At 66.7% G+C, this 15335-nt stretch carries 20 protein-coding genes; 19 read left to right on the top strand and 1 reads right to left on the bottom strand.

The annotated features are described in order from the left end of the window. Entirely contained in the window at window positions 1–1173 is a 1173-nt protein-coding gene (locus BLT50_RS02860; protein WP_090026262.1) for a cation:proton antiporter, read from the bottom strand. 158 nt (window positions 1174–1331) lie between these two features. Between BLT50_RS02860 and fabF the strand changes: the two genes are divergently transcribed. From fabF to BLT50_RS02765, 19 genes are all read left to right on the top strand, one after another. Beyond that, window positions 1332–2591, top strand: coding sequence for a beta-ketoacyl-ACP synthase II (fabF, locus tag BLT50_RS02855; protein ID WP_090026260.1), 1260 nt, complete (start codon window positions 1332–1334; stop codon window positions 2589–2591). Continuing rightward, entirely contained in the window at window positions 2591–3754 is a 1164-nt protein-coding gene (gene mltG, locus BLT50_RS02850; protein WP_090026258.1) for an endolytic transglycosylase MltG, read from the top strand. Before fabF ends, mltG begins: the two co-directional genes overlap by 1 nt. Before the next feature lie 29 nt (window positions 3755–3783). Next, entirely contained in the window at window positions 3784–5157 is a 1374-nt protein-coding gene (locus BLT50_RS02845) for an SLC13 family permease (RefSeq protein WP_090026256.1), read from the top strand. Between the two features lie 207 nt (window positions 5158–5364). Next, window positions 5365–5715 (top strand): hypothetical protein, encoded by a 351-nt coding sequence (locus tag BLT50_RS02840; protein WP_090027038.1) that lies wholly within the window; start codon window positions 5365–5367, stop codon window positions 5713–5715. Next, on the top strand, window positions 5615–6985 hold the full coding sequence (locus tag BLT50_RS02835) for a DNA-packaging protein (protein WP_175491376.1): 1371 nt from the start codon (window positions 5615–5617) through the stop codon (window positions 6983–6985). Before BLT50_RS02840 ends, BLT50_RS02835 begins: the two co-directional genes overlap by 101 nt. A gap of 83 nt (window positions 6986–7068) precedes the next feature. Beyond that, window positions 7069–8256: a phage portal protein gene (locus BLT50_RS02830; RefSeq protein WP_090026254.1), complete on the top strand. Its 1188-nt coding sequence runs from the start codon at window positions 7069–7071 to the stop codon at window positions 8254–8256. After that, the gene (locus BLT50_RS02825; protein ID WP_090026252.1) at window positions 8249–8476 is read left to right on the top strand and encodes a GTA head formation protein, RCAP_rcc01685 family; all 228 of its coding nucleotides are present in this window, start codon (window positions 8249–8251) and stop codon (window positions 8474–8476) included. Before BLT50_RS02830 ends, BLT50_RS02825 begins: the two co-directional genes overlap by 8 nt. Then, window positions 8473–9045, top strand: a complete 573-nt coding sequence (locus BLT50_RS02820) for an HK97 family phage prohead protease (protein ID WP_245723262.1) — start codon at window positions 8473–8475, stop codon at window positions 9043–9045. The genes BLT50_RS02825 and BLT50_RS02820 overlap by 4 nt, the downstream gene beginning before the upstream one ends. A 34-nt stretch (window positions 9046–9079) precedes the next feature. Then, the gene (locus BLT50_RS02815; protein WP_090026248.1) at window positions 9080–10267 is read left to right on the top strand and encodes a phage major capsid protein; all 1188 of its coding nucleotides are present in this window, start codon (window positions 9080–9082) and stop codon (window positions 10265–10267) included. 147 nt (window positions 10268–10414) lie between these two features. Then, window positions 10415–11014 carry a head-tail connector protein gene (locus tag BLT50_RS02810; protein ID WP_090026245.1) on the top strand — a complete coding sequence of 200 codons (600 nt, stop codon included), beginning with the start codon at window positions 10415–10417 and terminating at the stop codon, window positions 11012–11014. Beyond that, window positions 11011–11352 (top strand): head-tail adaptor protein, encoded by a 342-nt coding sequence (locus BLT50_RS02805; protein WP_090026243.1) that lies wholly within the window; start codon window positions 11011–11013, stop codon window positions 11350–11352. The genes BLT50_RS02810 and BLT50_RS02805 overlap by 4 nt, the downstream gene beginning before the upstream one ends. After that, window positions 11349–11759, top strand: a complete 411-nt coding sequence (locus tag BLT50_RS02800) for a DUF3168 domain-containing protein (protein ID WP_090026241.1) — start codon at window positions 11349–11351, stop codon at window positions 11757–11759. The genes BLT50_RS02805 and BLT50_RS02800 overlap by 4 nt, the downstream gene beginning before the upstream one ends. A gap of 20 nt (window positions 11760–11779) precedes the next feature. Continuing rightward, window positions 11780–12193, top strand: a complete 414-nt coding sequence (locus BLT50_RS02795) for a phage major tail protein, TP901-1 family (RefSeq protein ID WP_090026239.1) — start codon at window positions 11780–11782, stop codon at window positions 12191–12193. Further along, complete coding sequence (locus BLT50_RS02790) at window positions 12193–12519, top strand: gene transfer agent family protein (protein ID WP_090026237.1); 327 nt, start codon at window positions 12193–12195, stop codon at window positions 12517–12519. The genes BLT50_RS02795 and BLT50_RS02790 overlap by 1 nt, the downstream gene beginning before the upstream one ends. Further along, entirely contained in the window at window positions 12516–12716 is a 201-nt protein-coding gene (locus BLT50_RS02785) for a rcc01693 family protein (protein WP_090026235.1), read from the top strand. The genes BLT50_RS02790 and BLT50_RS02785 overlap by 4 nt, the downstream gene beginning before the upstream one ends. Beyond that, complete coding sequence (locus tag BLT50_RS02780) at window positions 12713–13375, top strand: phage tail tape measure protein (protein WP_090026233.1); 663 nt, start codon at window positions 12713–12715, stop codon at window positions 13373–13375. Before BLT50_RS02785 ends, BLT50_RS02780 begins: the two co-directional genes overlap by 4 nt. A gap of 10 nt (window positions 13376–13385) precedes the next feature. Further along, window positions 13386–14018, top strand: a complete 633-nt coding sequence (locus BLT50_RS02775) for a DUF2460 domain-containing protein (RefSeq protein WP_090026231.1) — start codon at window positions 13386–13388, stop codon at window positions 14016–14018. 4 nt (window positions 14019–14022) lie between these two features. Then, window positions 14023–14901, top strand: a complete 879-nt coding sequence (locus tag BLT50_RS02770; protein WP_090026229.1) for a DUF2163 domain-containing protein — start codon at window positions 14023–14025, stop codon at window positions 14899–14901. Continuing rightward, window positions 14898–15332 (top strand): NlpC/P60 family protein, encoded by a 435-nt coding sequence (locus BLT50_RS02765; RefSeq protein ID WP_090026227.1) that lies wholly within the window; start codon window positions 14898–14900, stop codon window positions 15330–15332. Before BLT50_RS02770 ends, BLT50_RS02765 begins: the two co-directional genes overlap by 4 nt. Window positions 15333–15335 lie beyond the last annotated feature (3 nt).

Raw genomic sequence — 15335 nt, 5'->3', positions numbered from 1 at the left:
TCAGTCGTCCGGCCCGCTGCGGCGGATCGCCCAGAGCGTAGCGGGTGGGCCGACGAGTTCGAACAGCACTGTCACACCTATGGTGAGCGCCATGATGGTTTCGCCCCATTGCGGGAGTTCCTGCGCGGCGATCAGCGCGGTGCCGACCGCGACACCCGCCTGCGGCAGGAGTGCGGGGCCGAAAAGCGGGCGCTCGTCCCGTGGCGTTTGTCCGATCGCGCCGCCGATCCAGCCGCCCGCCACGCGGGCGGCGATCCGCAGGACGGCATAGGCGATACCGATCAGCCCGAGTGCCAGCAGCGCAGAAAGCTCGAGCGCGGCACCTGCGAGAACGAAAAACAGCACCAGGAACGGCCAGCGGGCGTGTTCGATTTCATGAAACGCCCGGTCGTGGTGGCTGGCGGTGTTGACCAGCACCATCCCGGCGGTCATGCCCGCGATCAGAAAGCTGAGATCCAGCGCCAGAGCGATGCCCGACAGAAGAAAGACGAGTGCAAGCGCCTCGATCAGCAGCGGTTCGCCCTTTTCGATCCGTCCCGTGAGCCATGCACCGGGCAGCCCGACCGCGAGGCCCAGCAGGACCGAACCGAGGATGTCGCGCGCGAGATCGAACAGGACGGATGTGCCGGTGGTTGCCCCTTCGATCTGTTGAACGCCCAGCAGGACGAACGAAAACGCGACCAGCCCCCACGCGTCGTCGATGGCGACGATGCCGTTGAGCGTGCGTGTGAAGCGCGTGTCGCGGCCCGACTGGGTGATCACGTCCTGTGTGGCGGCCGGATCGGTCGCCGTTGCGATGGCGGCGAGGATCAGCGCCAGCCCCAGCGGCACGCCAATCGCCCACAGGCCCAGCGACACAAGCACCAGGGTCGCCACGACCACCGAAACCGACACCGCAAGGATGGCGCGCCCTCGGCTGCGCAGCGTTTCGAAGGACAGCGACGAGCCGAGCAGGAACGCCACCATCGTCAGTGCCGTGGTGGACAGGAAGTTCTGCAGCGCCTCACCGGGGCGCGGGAGCAGGTCGAGCCCCGCGCCGCCCAGCACCACGCCGAACAGCAAAAGCAGGCTGACGCGCGGGATCGCCGTGCGCCTTGCGACGCTGTCGGCCACCAGCCCGAGGGCGAAAATGCCCCCGAGCATCAGGAAAACCGGCGCCAGTTCCTCGGCCATGGTTGTGTCGTGTCCCTATCTTCCCTTTATTGCACCAGATACCGGCGTGGCGGGACGGTCAAGCCGGCAGGTGTGTGCCGCCCGGTCGCGCTGCCCTCTTGCCCCCATCGGGCGGGTCGGGGTATGAGCGGGCAAAGAGGATAGAGGGGGCAGACTTCATGCGTCGCGTTGTCGTTACCGGGCTTGGCCTTGTCACGCCCTTGGCCTGCGGGGTCGAGGATACCTGGAGCCGTCTTCTGGACGGGCAATCGGGCGCGGGCCCGATCACGCGTTTCAACCCCGAGAGGGTACAGACGAAATACGCCTGCGAGGTTCCGCTGGGCGATGGCAGCGACGGCACGTTCAATGCCGACGACTGGATGGAGCCGAAAGAGCGCCGCAAGGTGGACGATTTCATCCTTTACGGGATCGCAGCGGCCGAGCAGGCGGTGCGCGATGCCAACTGGATGCCCGAGGACGAGGAAGGGCAACTGCGCACGGGCGTCATGATCGGTTCCGGCATCGGCGGGTTGCAGTCGATCGAGCAGACCACGCTCATGATGGCCGAAAAGGGTCCGCGGCGTGTGTCGCCGTTCTTTATTCCCGGCGCGCTGATCAACCTGATTTCCGGGCAGGTCAGCATCAAGTACGGCTTCAAGGGCCCGAACCACGCGGTGGTGACCGCCTGCTCGACCGGGGCGCATGCCATCGGCGATGCGGCGCGGCTGATCCAGTGGGGCGATGCGGACGTGATGGTTGCGGGCGGTGCCGAGGCGGCGATCTGCGAGATCGGTATCGCCGGGTTTAACGCCTGCAAGGCGCTGAGCACCAAGCGCGAGGACGATCCGAAGGCCGCAAGCCGCCCCTATGACGCAGACCGCGACGGTTTTGTCATGGGCGAGGGCGCGGGCATCGTCGTTCTCGAGGAATACGAGCACGCAAAGGCGCGCGGCGCGAAGATCTATGCCGAGGTTCTGGGCTATGGCCTGTCGGGCGATGCCTATCACATCACTGCGCCGGCCGAGGATGGCGATGGCGGATACCGGTCGATGAAGGCCGCGCTGGAACGTGCGGGCCTGCAGCCGTCGGATATCGATTACATCAATGCGCATGGCACCAGCACAATGGCCGATGTCATCGAACTGGCGGCCGTGGAGCGCCTGCTGGGCAATGCGGCCAACAAGGCGACGATGTCCTCGACGAAGTCGGCCTGCGGGCATCTTCTGGGGGCGGCCGGCGCGATCGAGGCCATATTCTCGATCCTGGCGATCCGTGACCAGGTCGCCCCGCCGACGATCAACCTGGACAACCCGGCGGTGGAAACATCGCTGGACCTGGCGCCCAACCAGAAGCGCGAGCGTGAAATCAACGTGGCGCTGTCCAACAGCTTCGGCTTTGGCGGCACCAATGCGAGCCTGATCGTCGGAAAGGTCGTTTGATGTGGCGGGCTGTCGCCTCGAACGGGTTGACCATGCTGATCGTCCTGCTGTTCCTGATGGCGGGCGTCATCCTGTGGGGGCAGCGTGAATACACGGCCGAGGGGCCGCTGGACCAGGCCATCTGCGTTCAGGTGCCTTCGGGCAGCACGATGTCGCGGATCAGCCGGAACCTTGCCGAACAGGGGGCGATCACCAGCGACACAATCTTTCGCCTGGGTGCGGATTATTCCGACAAGACACAGGATCTGAAGGCCGGCAGTTTCCTGGTGCCGGAAGGCGCCAGCATGGCCGATATCGTGGATATCATCACCCGCGGCGGGGCATCGACCTGCGGCACCGAGGTGGTGTACCGGATCGGCGTGACGCGAGCGCAGGTGCAGGTACGTGAACTGGACCCAGCCACCAACCGCTATGTCGAGAAAGCAGAGTTCGTTCCCGGCGAGGACGAGGCACCGGAGGCCTTTGCGCAGGTGCGCGAAAAGGCCGACACGCGCTATCGCATCGCTCTGGCCGAAGGCGTGACAAGCTGGCAGGTCGTCGAAGAGCTGAAACAGGTCGACGTGCTGGAAGGCGAGGTTTCCGAGATCCCGCCCGAGGGCATGCTGGCGCCCGACAGCTACGAGGTGCGGGTGGGAGACAACCGGGCCGACGTTATCGCCGAGATGCAGGCGCGCCAGGAGGCGATCCTGACCGCCGCGTGGCAATCGCGGGCGGACGGGCTGCCGCTTGCCAGCCCGCAGGAGGCCCTGATCCTGGCCTCGATCATCGAAAAGGAAACCGGCACGCCAGAAGAGCGCGGCGTGGTGGCGAGCGTCTTTACCAACCGTCTTGAAGCGGGAATGCCGCTGCAGACCGACCCGACGGTGATCTATGGCATCACGCAGGGGCGCGGGGTTCTGGGCCGCGGGCTGCGGCGCAGCGAGTTGCGCGCCGAGACCCCCTGGAACACCTACGTGATCCGCGGACTGCCGCCGACGCCGATCGCCAATCCGGGCCGCGCCAGCATTGAGGCGGCGGTGAATCCGGACAATACGGACTTCATCTATTTCGTGGCCAAGACGCTGGATCCGGCGGATGGCCACAATTTTGCGGTGACGCTGGACGAGCACAACGAAAACGTGGCGGCCTATCGCCGGCTTGAGGCGGAGCGCGCCAACGACTGACCATCCGGCGGAGGCCGGGGGGAGGGGCGATGAAACCGGTTCATTTCATCGGTCTGGCCCTTTTGCTGGGGCCGCTTTTCCTGCCCGTGCCCGAGGGGATGGGCCCGGCTGCGTGGCGGGTCACGGGGCTGGCAGCGCTCATGGCGTTGTGGTGGCTGACCGAGGCCGTTCCGCTGGCTGTGACGGCGCTGCTGCCGCTGGCGCTGGCGCCGCTCTTGGGGACCGGGGCTGTCGCGGATGTTGCGGGCCCTTATGCCAACCCGTTGATTTTCCTGTTCCTGGGCGGGTTCCTTCTGGCGCTTGCCATCGAGAAATGGGGGCTGCATCACCGTGTGGCGCAAGCCCTTTTGCAGCGGGCGGGGACAGATCCGGCGCGGGTTCTGGCCGCGCTGATGGGGGCGACGGCCTTTCTGAGCCTCTGGATCAGCAACACCGCCTCGGCGATGGTGATGGCGCCGATTGCTGCCGGGCTGGCCGCGCAGGCCCGCGAGCCGCGCACGGGCATCGCGCTGATGCTGGGGGTGGCCTTTGGCGCGACGATCGGCGGGATGGGATCGCTGATCGGCACACCGCCAAACGCCTTGTTCGCGGCGCATATGGCCGCTGTTCATGGTGTCGAGATCGGGTTCGCGGAATGGGCCATCGTCGGCCTTCCGGTGTCTTTGAGCCTTCTGGTGCTTGCGTGGCTGCTGCTGTGCCAGCTGTCGCCCGGCGTGGGCAGAACGCCCCTTGCGCTGGAGTTGCCGGGCACGGCCGTCAGGCTGGATGCCGGGGCGCGGCGGGTTGCGGTGATCGCAGTCGTGACGGCAAGCGCGTGGATCCTGCGCCCGGTCCTGGCCGGGGTGCCGGGACTGGCGGCACTGAGCGATGCGGGCATCGCCATGCTGGCTGGTATCGTGCTGTTCCTTGTGCCTTCGGGGCAGGGTGGTGCGCTGATGGCGTGGCGGGACGTGCGTGACCTGCGCTGGGACGTGCTGATCCTGTTCGGTGGCGGGCTGGCCCTGGCGCAACTGATGCAGGACAGCGGGCTGTCGGACTGGATCGGGGCGCAGAGCGCGGTTCTGGCGGGATGGCCCTTGCCCATGGTCGTGGCCGGGTTTGCGGCGATCATTGTCTATCTTGGGGAACTGGCAAGCAACACCGCGATGGCGGCGCTGTTCCTGCCCGTGGCCGGCGCGGCTGCGGCGTCGATGGGGGTCGATCCGGTGGTGGTGCTGTTGCCTGTGGCGCTGGCCGCGTCTGTCGGGTTCATGCTGCCTGTGGCAACCCCGCCCAACGCCATCGTTTTCGGACAGGCGGGGGTGACCCGCATGGCGATGCTGCGGGCCGGCGCGGTGCTGGACGTTCTGGGGCTGATCGTGGCTGTGGGCTTTGGCCTGGTGCTGGGCGGGCTTATCGGGTGATGCCTTTCCGGGTTAATAAAGTGTAATGAAATCGGACGGTTGAGTGCCGATCCTCAGGCGGAAAACCTTGACATCAGCGCACGGTTTATCGTATAGGTTGTGACATGCTGGAAGAGGTGGGCAAGCGGCCCCGGGGTGAACCCGGGCGCCGCTTTTTTCGTCTCGCTCGTGCGGAGGGAACACGCATGGGGCAAAGCGAGCAAGTACATGAAAGCAGAACTGTCTGACATGACCGAAGGCTCTCTGAGCCGGGCCATTCGGGTCGTGGAAGAGCAACTGCTCGGGATGACCACCGAGCTACTGGAACTTCAGCAAAGGGTGCGCGCGGGCGAGGTTGAGGCGTTGAAAGACAGCGCCCGGCTGACTGCGGAAATCCGGCACTGGCTGAAGATGGCACTGGATACGGAGCAAAGATGTGAAGAGCGCCGCAAGGAACAGCAGGGCATCGTCAACGACTATGCCATCGATTTCGACAGGGCACGAACTGAGATCGGGTGCCGCCTGGCTCGCCTCCGCGCCCGAGGATGTCCAGCAAGAGTTCCTGGAAAGCCTCGATGACGAGATGGTGCTGGCGTTGCCGCACCTGTTCGAATTCTGGGCGCTGCCACACCAGTTGCCGCCGGATGGGGATTGGCGGACCTGGGTGATCCTGGGCGGACGCGGTGCGGGCAAGACCCGTGCGGGCGCGGAATGGGTGCGCGGCCTGGTCGAAGGGGCGATGCCGCTCGATCCGGGGCGGTGCGCACGGGTGGCGATCGTGGGCGAGACGCTGGACCAGGCCCGCGAGGTGATGGTGTTCGGGGACAGCGGCATCCTGGCATGTGCCCCGCCCGACCGCAAACCTGTCTGGCACGGGGGGCGGCGGATGCTGACATGGCCGAACGGCGCGACGGCGCAGGTGTTTTCCGCACACGAACCGGAAGCGTTGCGGGGGCCGCAATTCGATGCGGCCTGGGTGGACGAACTGGCCAAGTGGAAGCGCGGGCAGGAGGCCTGGGACATGCTGCAGTTCGCGTTGCGGCTGGGGGACCGCCCGCAGGTTTGCGTGACGACGACGCCGCGCAATGTCGGCGTGCTGAAGGATCTGCTTGAGCGCGAAAGCACGGTGCAGACCCATGCCGCGACCGAGGCAAACGCGGCGAACCTGGGCGAGAGCTTCATGGTCGAGATGCGCGCGCGCTATGCCGGTACGCGGCTGGGCCGCCAGGAGCTGGAGGGCATTCTGATGGAGGATGCCGAGGGGGCGTTGTGGTCGCGGGCGACGCTCGATGCGGCGCGGGTGCGCGAGGTGCCCGAACTGGACCGGATCGTCGTGGCGGTGGACCCGCCTGTCACCGGTCATTCGCGGTCGGACGAATGCGGCATCGTCGTCGCCGGTGTGCGCAGCCAGGGCGGGCCGCAGCACTGGCAGGCCTGCGTTCTGGAGGATGCGAGCGTCAGCGCCGCGAGTCCCGATGCCTGGGCGCGCGCAGCGATTGCGGCAAAGGAACGGTGGCGCGCGGATCGCATTGTCGTCGAGGTAAACCAGGGCGGTGACATGGTCGAAGCCGTGTTGCGGCAGGTCGATCCCCTTGTCCCGCTGAGCAAGGTGCGCGCCTCGGTCAACAAGCAGGCGCGGGCCGAGCCGGTCGCCGCGCTTTACGAGCAGCGCCGGGTCAACCACCTGCGCGGTTTCGGCGTTCTGGAGGACCAGATGTGCGCGATGACCACCTTGGGATTCGAGGGCACGGGCAGCCCCGACAGGCTGGATGCGCTGGTCTGGGCGATGACCGATCTGATGATCGAACCGGCGCGAAAGTGGCGGCATCCGCAGGTGCGCGCGCTCTAGTTCACTTTTCTTAAACCTTTGACGCGAGGTTGGGTTCAACGACGCGATGGCCCGGCGGCCCGCGAGGATAAGGAGCAAGACGCATGAAGCTGGATTTCTTTCGACGCAGCGCCGGGGTGGATGCCGCGCCCGAGCGCAAGGCAAGCGCCACGGGCCGTGTCATGGCATTTGGCAGCGCCGGGCGTGTGGCCTGGAGCCCGCGTGACACCGCCAGCCTGACGCGCACGGGCTATGCGGCGAACCCGGTGGTGCATCGCTGCGTCAAGATGATCGCAGAGGCCGCGGCGGCCCTGCCGCTGGTGCTGCAGGACAGCGCGCAGCGCTATGACAGCCATCCCGTGCTGCGTCTGGTGCAGCGGCCCAACCCCGCGCAGGGCAAGGCCGAGCTGTTCGAGGCGCTTTTCGGCCATCTGCTGCTGTCGGGCGACGGTTATCTGGAGGCCGTCGCGGGCGCGGACGCGGTGCCGGGAGAGCTGCATGTGCTGCGTTCGGACCGGATGCAGGTGGTGCCCGGGTCGGATGGATGGCCGGTGGCTTATGAATATGCGGTGGGCGGGCGCAGGCACCGGTTCGACGCGACGGCGGAAGTGGCGCCGATCTGCCATATCCGGGCGTTTCATCCACAGGATGATCATTATGGTTTGTCGCCCCTGCAGGCGGCGGCGCAGGCGTTGGACGTGCACAATGCGGCCAGCCGCTGGTCGAAGGCGTTGCTGGACAATGCGGCGCGGCCATCGGGCGCGATTGTCTATACCGGTGCGGATGGCGCGGGCGGGCTGAGCGCGGATCAGTATGACCGGCTGGTGTCCGAGATGGAGACCCATCACCAGGGCGCGCGCAACGCGGGCCGGCCGATGCTGCTGGAAGGCGGGCTGGACTGGAAGCCGATGGGGTTCAGCCCCTCGGACATGGAATTCCAGAAAACCAAGGAAAGCGCCGCGCGTGAGATCGCGCTGGCCTTTGGCGTGCCGCCGATGCTGCTGGGCATTCCGGGCGATGCGACCTTTGCCAACTACCAGGAGGCCAACCGCGCCTTTTACCGCCTGACCGTTCTGCCGCTGGCCACGCGCGTGACGGCGCAGGTGTCGGACTGGCTGTCGCGGTTCGCGGGGGAGGTGCTGGAGTTGAGGCCCGATCTCGACCAGGTGCCGGCGCTGGCGGCCGAGCGGTCCGAGGTGTGGCGGCGCGTGACCGAGGCGGCGTTCTTGTCGGACGCCGAAAAGCGCAGCCTGCTGGGGCTGCCGGCGCAAAGCGAGCCTGCCGATGGATGACCGGCGTTACGGGTTCGAGGCGTTCGACTGCGCGCCGGCGCTGCGGCTCGAGGCGCATGAGCGTGTGAGCACGTTGCAGATCGAGGGGCTTCAGCAGCGGGCGCTGCGGCTGGAAGCGACGATCGAAAAGCTGGAGCGGCGGCTGTGGCTGGCGGTCTACGGGATCGTGGGGATCATTCTGGCGCAGGCGGTGCAGTCGCTGCTGGCCGTGGCGCCATGAGCGGGAAAGGGAACGAGATGGAAAGCGGATTGGAAACCAAGTTCTGTCGCCTGGGCGAGGATATCGTCTTGCGCGACGGTGCGGTGATCGAAGGGTATGCCAGCCTGTTCGGCGCGAGCGATCAGGGCGGCGACGTGGTGCAGGCGGGGGCCTATGCGGCCAGCCTGGCCCGCCTGGCCGCCGAGGGCCGCCAGGTCAAGATGCTGTGGCAGCACGATCCGTCGCAGCCGATCGGGGTCTGGGACGAGGTGCGCGAGGATGAGCGGGGCCTGTTCGTGAAGGGCCGTATCCTCGACACCGTGGAAAAAGGCCGTGAGGCGGCGGCGCTTGTTGCGGCGGGCGCGATCGACGGGTTGTCGATCGGGTACCGCACGAGGCGCGCGGTGAAGAACGACAAGGGCCAGCGGCTTTTGACGGAACTGGAGCTTTGGGAAGTGTCGCTGGTGACCTTTCCGATGCAGCCCAGTGCGCGGGTGGGACGGAAGGGCGAGACGCCCGATGCCGATGCCGCCTGGCGCGAATTGGCGGCGGCATTCGACGCGGCCCGCCTTGAGATGGCGCGGGGCTGACCCCGGGCCGGGACCACGACTGAAGGAAATGCTGATGAGCACGACCGAGACCAAGTCTCGGACCGGGGATGGTGTGTCTCCGGTCGTTGAGGCGACCACCGCGATTGCGGGGTTCACAAGTGAATTCAAGGGGTTTCGTGATGAAATCCATCAACGGCTTCAACAACAGGAAGAGCGACTGACCATGCTGGATCGTAAGACTGCCACCCAAACCGCCAAGCGCCCCGCGCTGGCCACCGGCGCCGAGATCGAGGCGCCCCATCAAAAGGCGTTCGACGCCTATCTGCGCACCGGCGACGACGACGCGCTGCGGGGTATCGCGCTGGAAGGCAAGGCGATGAACACCGCCGTTGCCGCCGATGGCGGATACCTGGTGGACCCGAAAACCGCCGATAGCGTACGCAACGTGTTGCAGGGTGCGGCGTCGATCAGGGCGGTGGCCAATGTCGTCGAGGTCGAGGCCACGAGCTATGACGTGTTGGTTGATCACGGCGATGTCGGACATGGGTGGAACGCGGAAACCGGATCGGTTTCGGAAACCGGAACGCCGCAGATCGACCGGATCACCATCCCCTTGCACGAACTGTCGGCACTGCCCAAGGCCTCGCAGCGGTTGCTGGATGACGCGGCGTTCGATCTCGAAGGTTGGCTGGCCAGCCGTATCGCGGACAAGTTCGCCCGCGCCGAGGCGGCGGCCTTTGTCGGCGGCGACGGCATCGACAAACCGACCGGCTTCCTGACCCATCCGCATGTCGGCAATGCCAGCTGGAGCTGGGGCAACCTGGGATATGTCGCGACCGGCGTCGATGGCGCGTTCGGCGGGGCCGATGCGATTGTCGACCTGGTTTATGCCCTGGGCGCGCAGTATCGCGCCAATGCGGCTTTTGTCATGAACTCGAAAACCGCGGGCGCGGTGCGCAAGCTGAAGGACAATGACGGGCGGTTCCTGTGGTCCGACGGGCTGGCGGCGGGCGAACCGGCGCGGCTGCTGGGCTATCCGGTGCTGATCGCCGAGGACATGCCGGATATCGGCAGCGATGCCACAGCGATCGCGTTCGGCGATTTCGGCGCGGGCTACACCGTGGCGGAACGGCCCGATCTGCGCGTTCTGCGCGATCCGTTCTCGGCCAAGCCGCATGTTCTGTTCTACGCGACCAAGCGCGTTGGCGGGGACGTGAGCGACTTTGCCGCGATCAAGCTGCTGAAATTCTCGGTCGCGTAAGCGCCGGGAATCGGGGGCGGGCAAATCGGGCCCGTCCCCGGGGCGCGTGCCGTGTGCAACGGTGTTGTCTGGCTGCTCCCTCCGTTCGAGCAACGCTGACGGCGCGCGCCTGACCCCAGGGTGGGGGCGAGGATTGGAGATAGGTCCATGATGTTGATGGAAGAGACCGAGGTCGCGCAGGCGGCCCTGCCGCTTGCGGCGTTCAGGGCGCATCTGCGTCAGGGCACCGGGTTTGCCGAGGACGGGCTGCAGGACGTGGTTCTGGAGAGTTTCCTGCGGGCCGCCGTGTCGGCGATCGAGGCGCGGACGGGGAAAATCCTGCTGAAGCGCGATTTCCGGCTGACGCTGGCGTCTTGGCGCGATGCGACGGGGCAGGCGATGCCTGTGGCGCCGGTCGATGCGGTGACGGGGGTGGCCGTGCTGGATCGCGACGGCGTCGAAAGGGTTGTGGACCCCGCGCTTTACCGGTTGGAGCGCGACAGTCAGCGCCCGCGGCTTGTGCCTGTCGCGGCGCTGTTGCCGGTCGTTCCGCAGGGCGGCTCTGTCGTGATCGCGTTCCAGGCGGGGATGGGGGCGAATTTCGATGCCCTGCCTGCCGATATGCGCCAGGCGGTCATGCTGCTGGCGGCGCATTACTACGAGTATCGCGACGAGACCGGATTGAGCGCGGGTTGCATGCCTTTCGGCGTCACCAGCCTGATCGAGCGTTATCGCACCGTGCGTATGCTGGGCGGGGGCGCGGCATGAGCGGCCCGGTGCATCTGACCCGCCAACTGGTGCTGGAAACGCCGAGCGAACTGCCCGACGGCGCGGGTGGCGTGGTGCGGGGCTGGGATGTTCTGGGCACGCTCTGGGCCGACGTGATCGCGCGCACGGGCCGTGAACGGGACGGTGACGGGATACCCGTTTCGCTGACCGGGTATCGCATCACGGTGCGCGCGGCGCCTGTGGGCAGCACGATGCGCCCCAGGCCCGAACAGAGGTTTCGGGAGGGCGCAAGGCTGTTTCGCATAACGGCGGTGGCCGAGCGTGATCCGCGCGGGCGGTTTCTGACCTGCTTTGCCGAAGAGGAGGTGGTGGCATGAGCTATGGCATGGCGGCTGCCCTGCAGGAGGCGGTGTTTCAGCGGTTGACCGGCGACGCGGCGGTGACCGCGCTGGCCGGCAGCGCAATCTATGACGTGGTGCCGAGCGGCAGCCTGCCTGCGCTTTACGTAACGCTGGGGCAGGAAGAGGTGCGCGACGCCTCGGACAAGACGGGTGGCGGGGCGCGGCACGATTTCACGGTGTCGGTGGTGAGCGACGGCAGCGGGTTTCTTGCGGCCAAGACCATCGCTGCGGCGGTCAGCGATGCGCTGGTGGATGCTGATCTGAGCCTGTCACGCGGCCGGTTGGTCGCGCTGGATTTCCTGCGCGCGCGGGCGAGCCGCGAAGGCACCGGGCAGTTGCGCCGGATCGAGTTGCGGTTCCGCGCGCGTATCGAAGACGACTAATCCCAACCTTGGAGAGAGACATGGGTGCACAGAATGGCAAGGACCTGCTGATCAAGGTCGACCTGACCGGTGACAAGCAGTTCAGCACGATCGCGGGGCTGCGCGCCACGCGGATCAGTTTCAACGCAGAAAGCGTGGATGTGACGAGCCTGGAAAGCCAGGGCGGCTGGCGTGAATTGCTGGCGGGCGCGGGGGTCAAGACGGCCTCGATCAGCGGCTCGGGGGTGTTTCGCGATGCCGATACCGACGAACGCGCGCGGCAGATCTTTTTCGACGGAGAGATCCCGGATTTCCAGGTGGTGATCCCCGATTTCGGGATCGTGGAAGGCCCATTCCAGGTGACGGCGCTGGAATATGCGGGCAGCCACAACGGAGAGGCGACATACGAGATGGCGATGGCCTCGGCCGGGGTGCTGTCGTTTACGGTGCTGTGATGGTCAACCGCTGGCGGGGAGAGGTGGCGCTGGTTCTGGATGGCGAGACCGTCGTGATGAGGCTGACGCTTGGGGCGCTGGCCGAGCTGGAAGACGTGCTGGGCGAGGACAGCCTGGTGGCGCTGGTCGAGCGGTTCGAGGCGGGGCGGTTTTCGTCGCGCGACGTTCTGGCCCTGCTGTTGGCCGGGCTGCGTGGCGGCGGCTGGCCTGGCGATGCAGGCCAACTGGCGCGGGCCGAGATCGCGGGTGGGCCGATGGCCGGTGCGCGGGCCGCGGCAGAGTTGCTGGCGCGAGCCTTTGCCATACCGGACGAGGCGCGCACATGAACCGGTTCGACTGGGCGGGAATGATGCGGGCCGGGATGACCGGCCTGCGGCTGACGCCCGACCGGTTCTGGGCGCTGACGCCGGCAGAGCTGATGCTGATGCTGGGGCAGGGCGCGGGTGCCCCGCCGATGGCCCGCGCCCGGTTGGAAGAGATGCTGGCCGCCTTTCCCGACGATGCAGAAAGGACTGAGAGATGACCGACTACGAAGGGTTCGACCGGCTGGAAAGCCAGATCGACACGTTGGAAGCGGCGATGGACGGCGCCAGCGGAATGGCCGCCGGGTTCGAGGCCGAGTTGAGCCGCATGCGCGCGACCTTTGCCGCGGCGGGTCAGGACGTGCGCACGCTGGAGCGCGGGTTGAGCACCGGATTGCGGCGGGCCTTTGATGGGGTGCTGCTGGACGGGATGAAGCTGTCGGATGCGCTGAAAACGGTGGCGCAATCCATGATCAACACCGCCTATTCCGCTGCCGTGAAGCCCGTGACCGACCATGTGGGCGGGTTGCTGGCGCAGGGGGTCGGCTCGTTGATGGATGGGCTTTTACCCTTTGCCGATGGGGCGGGTTTTGCGCAGGGCCGCGTGATGCCCTTTGCCAAGGGCGGCGTGGTGAGCGGCCCCAGCTATTTCGCGATGCGTGGCGCGACCGGCTTGATGGGCGAAGCGGGACCAGAGGCAATCATGCCGCTGTCGCGCGGGCCGGATGGCAGCCTTGGCGTCCGCGCGCAGGGCGGTGCGGGAACGGTGAACGTGGTGATGAACATCCATACCCCCAACGCCGAGGGGTTCCGCCGCAGCCAGAGCCAGATCGCCGGGCAGGTCAGCCGCGCGCTGTCGCGCGCACAGCGCAACCGCTGAGGAGACGACAATGGAATTTCACGAGATACGGTTTCCCGCCAATCTGAGTTTCGGCTCGGTCGGTGGACCGGAGCGGCGCACCGACGTCGTGACCTTGGCCAACGGGTTCGAGGAACGCAACAGCCCCTGGGCGCATTCGCGGCGGCGGTACGATGCCGGGGTCGGATTGCGATCGCTCGACGATGTGGAAACGCTGATCGCGTTTTTCGAAGCGCGGCACGGCCAGCTTTACGCCTTTCGGTGGAAGGACTGGTCGGACTTCAAATCCTGCCGCCCGTCGGTCGCGCCGGGTTTCATGGATCAGGTGATCGCCATGGGGGACGGGGAAACCGCGGCTTTCACGCTGAAAAAGGAATACCGGTCGGGCGAACAATCCTACCTGCGGCCGATAACCAAGCCCGTTGCGGGCACCGTTCGCGTGGGCATCGAAGGGGACGAGCAGCAGGAAGGCATCCATTGGGAGCTGGATGCGACGCGGGGCATGATCACCTTCGGCCATCCGCCGAACGAAGGGATGGAGATCACGGCGGGGTTCGAATTCGACGTGCCGGTCAGGTTCGATACCGACCGGATACAGACCAGCGTCGCGAGTTTCCGGGCTGGCGATGTGCCGAGCGTTCCGGTCGTGGAAGTGAGGGTGTGACGCGATGAATGCCGAGTTTCTCGAACATGTACGCAGCGGGCTGACCACCCTGGCCAGCGCCTGGGCCATCACGCTTACGGATGGCCGCGTTCTGGGTTTTACCGATCACGACTGCCCGATGGAGTTCGACGGCATCGTCTTTGCCGCCGATAGCGGCCTGTCGGCCACCGCGTTGCAGCAGACGACGGGCCTGGCGGTGGATAACGCGGAGGCGTTGGGCGCGTTGAGCGATGCCCGCATCCGAGAGGCGGATATCGAGGCCGGGCGCTATGACGGTGCGGACCTGCGGGCCTGGATCGTGAACTGGGCAGACCCGGCGCAGCGGCATTTGCGCTTTCGCGGAAGCATCGGTGAAATCCGGCGCGCGGGCGGGGCGTTCCGGGCCGAGCTGCGCGGGTTGACCGAGGCGCTCAATCGCCCGATCGGGCGGGTGTTCCAGAAGCCCTGCACTGCGGTTCTGGGGGATCGGGCGTGCGGTTTCGATCTGGCGCGTCCGGGGTTTGCGGTCGAGGTCGCGTTGCGCGGTGTCGATGACGACGGAACGCTGCTGTTCGACAGTATGGCCGGCTACGCGCCCGGGTGGTTCCGTCGCGGCGCGCTGGAAATCCTGGATGGGGCTGCAGCCGGCTTGAAAGCGCAGATCAAGCGCGATGAGACTGTGAACGACCGCCGCGTAATCGCGCCCTGGGTGGCTCTGCGTGCGCCGTTGGCCGAAGGCGACGTGGTGCGCCTTACCGCGGGATGCGACAAGCGGTTCGAAACCTGCCGTTTCAAGTTCGACAATGCGCTGAACTTCCAGGGATTTCCCGATTTACCTGCCGAAGACTGGCTTATGGCAGTTCCGGCGCGATCCGGCGATCTGGGCGGGGGTAGCCGGCGATGAGCTCTGTTGTCGTGGAGGCCGCGCGCGGCTGGATCGGAACCCCTTACCTGCATCAGGCAAGTTGCAAGGGCGTGGGGACGGACTGCCTGGGCTTATTGCGCGGTGTCTGGCGAGAAGTCATCGGGCCCGAGCCGATGCCCGTACCGCCCTATACGCGCGACTGGTCGGAAACCCAGCGCGACGAGACCCTGTGGCGGGTGGCCCGCCGCCTGTTGCAGCCCGTCTATTTGCAGGATGCCCGTTCGGGGGACGTGCTGCTGTTTCGGATGCGCGCGGGCGCGGTGGCCAAGCATCTGGGTATCGCCGCCGAGGTGGGCGCGCGGGCGAGCTTCATTCACGCCTATTCCGGTCATGGGGTCGTTGAAAGCCCGCTGAGCCCCCCATGGGCGCGCCGCATCGTAGCGCGGTTCCGGTTCAAACAGGAGACTTGAAAG

The sequence above is a fragment of the Lutimaribacter saemankumensis genome (genome assembly GCF_900100005.1).
Taxonomy (GTDB): domain Bacteria; phylum Pseudomonadota; class Alphaproteobacteria; order Rhodobacterales; family Rhodobacteraceae; genus Lutimaribacter; species Lutimaribacter saemankumensis.
Note: the sequence above shows the minus strand (reverse complement) of the source record. Positions and strands in the feature narration are given on the sequence as shown.